At 59.9% G+C, this 5,947-nt stretch carries 5 protein-coding genes and 1 pseudogene; 3 read left to right on the forward strand and 3 right to left on the reverse strand.

Features of this window, described 5'->3' with window-relative positions; all coding sequences use genetic code 11:
* Positions 1-2,047: xanthine dehydrogenase molybdopterin binding subunit (xdhB, locus tag Q0341_RS10985; RefSeq protein ID WP_299513146.1), on the reverse strand; the 2,047-nt coding region annotated here is incomplete at its 3' end.
* Entirely contained in the window at positions 2,048-3,520 is a 1,473-nt protein-coding gene (xdhA, locus tag Q0341_RS10990) for a xanthine dehydrogenase small subunit (RefSeq protein WP_299513149.1), read from the reverse strand. It abuts the gene before it with no gap.
* 144 nt (positions 3,521-3,664) lie between these two features.
* On the opposite strand from xdhA, the gene Q0341_RS10995 reads away from it, so the two are divergent.
* Entirely contained in the window at positions 3,665-4,483 is an 819-nt protein-coding gene (locus Q0341_RS10995) for a PPK2 family polyphosphate kinase (protein WP_299513151.1), read from the forward strand.
* A 61-nt stretch (positions 4,484-4,544) separates the two neighbouring features.
* On the opposite strand, the gene uraH is transcribed toward Q0341_RS10995, so the two are convergent.
* Complete coding sequence (uraH, locus tag Q0341_RS11000; protein WP_299513154.1) at positions 4,545-4,898, reverse strand: hydroxyisourate hydrolase; 354 nt, start codon at positions 4,896-4,898, stop codon at positions 4,545-4,547.
* 169 nt (positions 4,899-5,067) lie between these two features.
* Here uraH and Q0341_RS11005 point away from each other — a divergent pair, with 169 nt between their 5' ends.
* Positions 5,068-5,733 carry a GntR family transcriptional regulator gene (locus Q0341_RS11005; RefSeq protein ID WP_299513156.1) on the forward strand — a complete coding sequence of 222 codons (666 nt, stop codon included), beginning with the start codon at positions 5,068-5,070 and terminating at the stop codon, positions 5,731-5,733.
* A 13-nt stretch (positions 5,734-5,746) separates the two neighbouring features.
* A pseudogene (locus Q0341_RS11010) lies at positions 5,747-5,947 on the forward strand (allantoinase); the annotation flags it as partial.

The raw sequence follows: 5,947 nt of genomic DNA on the forward strand, positions 1-5,947 counted from the left end.
AGCCCATGCCTTGCACAAAAGCGCCTTCGATCTGGCCTTTGTCCAATGCGGGGTTGATGCTGCGGCCCACGTCGTGCACGATGTCCACGCCCAAGAGCCGCCACTCGCCCGTGCGGGTGTCAATTTCCACTTCGCTCACGGCAGCGCCGTAACAGTAGTAATAGAACGCACGGCCATTCAGGGTAGCGAAGTCGTATTTGATTTCGGGCGTCATGTAAAAGCCCGTGACCGACAAGCCCACACGCTCCATGTACGCTTGCTTGGTCACATCGGCCCACTTGACAGACTTGCCCTCAGGATTTGAGCCATCGTGCACTTCGTTGTTGGCAAAAGCCACGTCTTCCGGCTGGCAGCCCAGCATGCGGGCGGCCACAGGCTTCAAGCGCTCACGCATTTGCAGCGTCGCGTTCATGATGGCCGCGCCGTTGATGTCGGCGCCACTCGATGCGGAAGTGGCCGAAGCATTGGGCACTTTTTGCGAGTCGGTGGCGGTGATGCGCACTTTGTCGACGCTGATGCCCAGACCATCGGCACACACCTGCGCCATCTTGGTGTTCAGGCCCTGGCCCATTTCGGTGCCACCGTGGTTGCAGCTGACCGAGCCGTCCATGTAGACCACCAGCAATGCGCCGCCTTGGTTCAGGTGGGTGGCGGTGAAGCTGATGCCAAACTTCAATGGCACGAGCGACAAACCGCGCTTGCGGGTTTTGCTCTTGGCGTTGAAGGCTTGCACCGCTGCGCGGCGCTCGGCGTATTTGGATTCCTGCTCCACTTGGTCGATCACCTTGTCACCCACCCAGTCTTCAATGAGCTGGTTGTATTGGGTGGTCATGGTGTCGGGCGAGCCGCTGATGGCGGGGTCTTTGTAGAGGTTGAGCTTGCGCACTTCCAAGGGGTCTTTGCCCAAAGTCATGGCAATCTCGTCCATCACCGTCTCGATGCCGAACATGCCTTGCGGGCCGCCGAAACCACGAAAAGCGGTGGCGCTTTGGGTGTTGGTTTTGCAGCGGTGGCTGAGCAACTTGAGCGCCGGCAGGTGGTAGGTGTTGTCGATGTGCAAGCAAGCGCGATCGTTCACTGGGCCGGAGTAATCGGTGCTGTAGCCGCAGCGTGACATGAGGGTAATGTCTGCACCCAGCACGCGGCCGGTCTCGTCAAAACCCACTTCGTAGTCGATGCGGAAATCGTGGCGCTTGCCGGTGATCGTCATGTCGTCGTCGCGGTTCACGCGCAGCTTGACGGGCTTTTGCAGCTTGAAAGCGGCCAAAGCGGCGCTTTGGCTGAAGATGCTGGCGTTGCCTTCTTTGCCACCAAAGCCGCCACCCATGCGGCGGCAAATCACCTCCACATCGTTGGTGTGCAGGTTCAGGGCGTGCGCAGCTTCGCGCTGGTTGCCGTCGGGGTGCTGGGTTGACACGTACAGCGTGAGCTGGCCGTCTTCTTTGGGCACCGCATAAGTGATCTGGCCTTCCAGATAGAACTGCTCTTGCTGGCCAGTGCGCGTGGTGCCCTTGATCTTGTGGGGCGCATTGGCAATGGCTATGGCAGCGTCACCACGCGTGATGCCCTTGGGCGGCATGATGAAGCTGTTCGCTGCCATCGCCTCTTCCACCGTCAAGATGGGTGGCAGTTCTTTCACCAACACTTTGGCTTTGTGGGCGGCTTCGCGTGCATAGAGCATGTCGCGCGCCACGACCACGGCCACGGCCTGGCCGATGAACTCGACCTTGCCTGCGGCGAGGAACGGGTCGTCATGGATGATGGGGCCGCAGTTGTTCTCGCCGGGAATGTCTTTGGCGGTGTAGACCGCGACCACGCCGTGCTCTTTCAAAATCGCTGCGCGGTCGATGCCGTCGCCGATCAACTCGCCATGCGCCACAGGCGACAGGATGAGTGCGGCGTACAAAGTGCCCGCGTGCTCAGGGATGTCGTCGATGTAAGTGGCCGAGCCGGTGACGTGCAGGTGCGCGGACTCGTGAACGATGTCGGTGCCCTGCTGAACGCCCGATGTGGGCAACAGGTTTTTGAGTGCGGTAGGAGCGTTCATTCAAGCCACCTCTTTCTGTTCTTCGATGAATTCCAAGGCCAGGTTGCGGGCCACCAAAGCGCGATAAGCCCATGTAGCGCGCAAGCCGTCGCGCGCGGTGAAGCTGGCGGCAATCGCGGCATCCAAATCAGCCGCTTTCACATCAGCGGGCAATTGACCTTCCAGCACGGCTTCCAGCTTCGGCGCGCGGCAGGGCGATGGGGCCAAGCCGTTGTAGGCCAGTTTCACGCCGCTCAACTTGCCGTCTTTCAGCGTGTAACTGATGGCGGCGCAGGTAGCTGAAATGTCTTGTTCAAAACGCTTGCTCACCTTGTGGGCGCGGAACACTTGGCCCGCCACCGGCTTGGGCAATTCGACGGCTTCGATGAACTCGCCGAGCTCCATCACGTTTTTCTTCATGCCAGTGTAGAAGTTGTCGAGCAGCACCTTGCGGGTCTTGTCGCCACAGCGCAGCACCAGGCTGGCACCCAGCGCCATCAGGCAAGGCATGGTGTCGCCAATCGGCGAGCCGTTGGCGATGTTGCCCGCCAGCGTGGCAGTGGAGCGGATGGGCGGCGAGCCAAAGCGGCGCAGCACTTCGGTGAAATCGGGGTAGGCCTGGGCCACCAGCGCTTCGACTTGCGTGAGCGACACGGCCGCGCCAATGCGCCAAGCGCTGGCGGTTTCGGTCACTTGGCGCAGCTCGGCCACGTTGCCCAAATACATGATGTGGTCTGGGCGTGAGAACTGCTTGTTCACCTGCAGGCCAATTTCGGTGCTGCCCGCCAGCAAAGTGGTGGTGGGGTTTTTCACCAAATAGTCAGCGACTTCGGCGAGGGTGGCGGGCGAGACAAATTCGTTGCCCTTTTTGGTGCGCACCACCGGCTGCACGATGATGTCGCCATCCAGGCTCAGCGTGGGCACTTTGGAGCGCTGAATTTCTTTGAGCAAAGGCACATCGGCGCTGTCGTCAAGCTTGAGCGCCGCCGGCTTGGCGCAGGCCTTGGCGGCCGATTCGATGATCGGCTTGTAGCCCGTGCAGCGGCACAGGTTGCCGCTCAGCGAATCGGTGATTTGCTGGCGGTTGGGGGTGGGCAAAACCTGCACCAAGTTCACCAAGCTCATGACGATGCCAGGCGTGCAAAAGCCGCACTGCGAGCCGTGGCACTTGACCATTTCTTCTTGAACAGGGTGCATGCTGCCGTCGGCTTTTTTAAGGCTCTCGACGGTTTTCACCGATTTGCCGTCCAGCGAAGGCAGCAGCTGGATACAGGCGTTGGTGGCCACATAGTCCACGCCCGTGCCAGCCGCGTTGAGTTCACCCACCATGACCACGCAAGCACCGCAATCGCCTTCGGCGCAGCCCTCTTTGGTGCCAGTGCGGTGCAGCTGCTCGCGCAGGTAATCCAGAACAGTGGTGGTGCGGCGCTTGCCTTGGGCTTCGACGATTTGGCCGTCGAGCACAAAGCGCACGGTGTTGGTGACTTGGGTCATGGTGCGGGGAATGGTAAATAAACGGTAAAAGCCTGATTTTAGTGAGTTGACCCCAAGATGCCCAGCCCTCCAAGCGCTGGGCACACAAATAGATCGGTGCGCCAGCGAACGGGCCGGACCTGAGAAAGTGCCTACACTGTCAGGATGCAATCCAAAGACTACACCCCTTGGTATGTTTTGCCCAAGCGCAAATGCCAACTTTCGGACTTTGACACCGAGCCTCCGTCCAAAAAACTCCCCTCAAACAGTGAATTGGATGACCACTTGGTCGACATGGGCGAAAAGCTCGACAAACTGCAAAGCACCCTGCATGCAGCCAAAACACGGGGCTTGCTGGTGGTGTTTCAGGGCATGGACACGGCGGGCAAGGATGGCGTGATCCGCAGCGTTTTCACCCATGTCAGCCCCTCGGGCGTGCGGGCCGAAGCCTTTGGCGTGCCCACTGAGCTGGAAAGCCGCCATGATTTTTTGTGGCGCATCCACGCCAAAGCACCTGCGCGTGGCGAAATGGTGATTTTCAACCGCAGCCATTACGAAGACGTGCTGGTCACCCGCGTGCGGGGCCTGATTGACGAGAAAACCTGCCAAAAACGGTACGACAACATCCTGCACTTCGAGTCTTTGCTGCAAGACGCGGGCATCTCCGTGTTGAAGTGCTATTTGCACATCTCCAAATCCGAACAAAAGAAACGCCTGCAAGCCCGGCTGGACGACCCGCGCAAACATTGGAAGCTGCAGCCTTCGGACTTTGACGACCGCGATCTTTGGCCCCAATTCACCCAAGCCTACGAAGAGGCCCTGAGCGCCACCAGCACGCCCGAATCGCCTTGGTATGTGGTGCCCGCCGACAGCAAGCCTTACCGCGACAGCTTCGTGGCCGGGCTGATCGTGCAGACCCTGGAAAACATGAAGCTGAAGACGCCGAAACCCAGTTTTGACCTGTCCAAAGTCAAACTGAGCTGAATCTCCGTCTGGTCAACAGACCCGTTGGGGCCGTTTCACCGGGGCCAAGCCTCGTTGGCTTTCAAGACCCCCGATAAGTCGAGTAACTCCAAGGGCTGGCCAACAGGGGCACATGGTAGTGCTGGTCTTCGTGGGCGACTCCAAAGTCCAGCGACACGCGGTTCAGGAAATTGGGCTCGGGCAGTTCCACGCCTTTGGCTTTGAAGTAGTCGCTCACATTAAAGACCAAACGGTAAGTGCCTTTGCGCAGGCTGGCGTGGTCATACAGCATGCCGTCAGGGTTGCGCCCATCGTGGTTGAGGGTGAAGCTTTTGACCAAGGTGGCCTGCTCGCCTTGCGTGGTGTAGAGGGCCACCTGCATGCCCGCTGCGGGGCAGCCGTGCATGGTGTCCAGAACGTGTGTGCTCAATCCCATGGTGTGCTCGCTTGTCTTGAATAGGGGTCAAAAAAGGGTGGTTTTGGCACGGCTTTGAAAAGCCCTACAAACCGGTCGACCGAAGTGTATACAATTTTGCTTTTGGTGGCTATGATTTCATCCACCGACACAAAAACACCCGGGCAAAAGCCCCAAGGGACCGCGAGACATGGAAACTTCCACCACGCACCACATCGTCGAATCGCTGACCCGCGCCATCGTGGAGCACCGGCTTTTGCCTGGCTCGAAACTGGCCGAGCAAAAGCTGGCCGACCACTTTGGCGTCTCGCGCACGCTGGTGCGCCAAGCGCTGTTTCAGCTGTCGCAAAACCGCCTGATCCGTCTGGAGCCTGCTCGCGGCGCGTTTGTGGCGGCCCCCTCGGTCGAAGAAGCACAACAGGTGTTTGCCGTGCGCCGCATGCTCGAAGCCGAGATGACCCGCGCCTTTGTGCAGCAGGTCACGCCTGAGCAAATCACTGCGCTCAGAGAACACATCCAGCAAGAACGTGAGGCGGTGACGCAAGGCGACATCACCGGGCGCACCGAGTTGCTGGGCGACTTCCATGTGCGCATGGCCGAGCTCATGAACAACGACGTGCTGGACCAAGTGCTGGGCGAGTTGATCTCGCGCTGCGCCCTGATCACGCTCATGTACCAGTCGCGCAACGAGGCCGAACACTCCACCGACGAGCATGTGGCCTTGGTGGCCGCTTTTGAGGCGAAGAACTCGGACCTGGCCGTGCGCCTGATGCACGAACACCTGCTGCACGTCGAAGCCAGCCTGACTTTTGACCGCAAAGTGCCCACGCACGACATTTCCCTGGCCTTGGCTTAAATCGCAAACGACCATGAGCACCTACGACAGCACCCTCCCCTACCCCCGCGACCTGATTGGCTACGGCCGCCATGTGCCGCACGCCCAGTGGCCCGGCGGCGCCCGCGTGGCGGTGCAGTTTGTCTTGAACTACGAAGAAGGCGGCGAAAACTCGGTGCTGCACGGTGATGCGGGCTCCGAACAATTCCTGTCGGAGATGTTCAACCCCGCGTCC

The sequence above is a fragment of the uncultured Limnohabitans sp. genome, assembly GCF_937889215.1.
Classification (GTDB): Bacteria; Pseudomonadota; Gammaproteobacteria; order Burkholderiales; family Burkholderiaceae_C; genus Limnohabitans_A.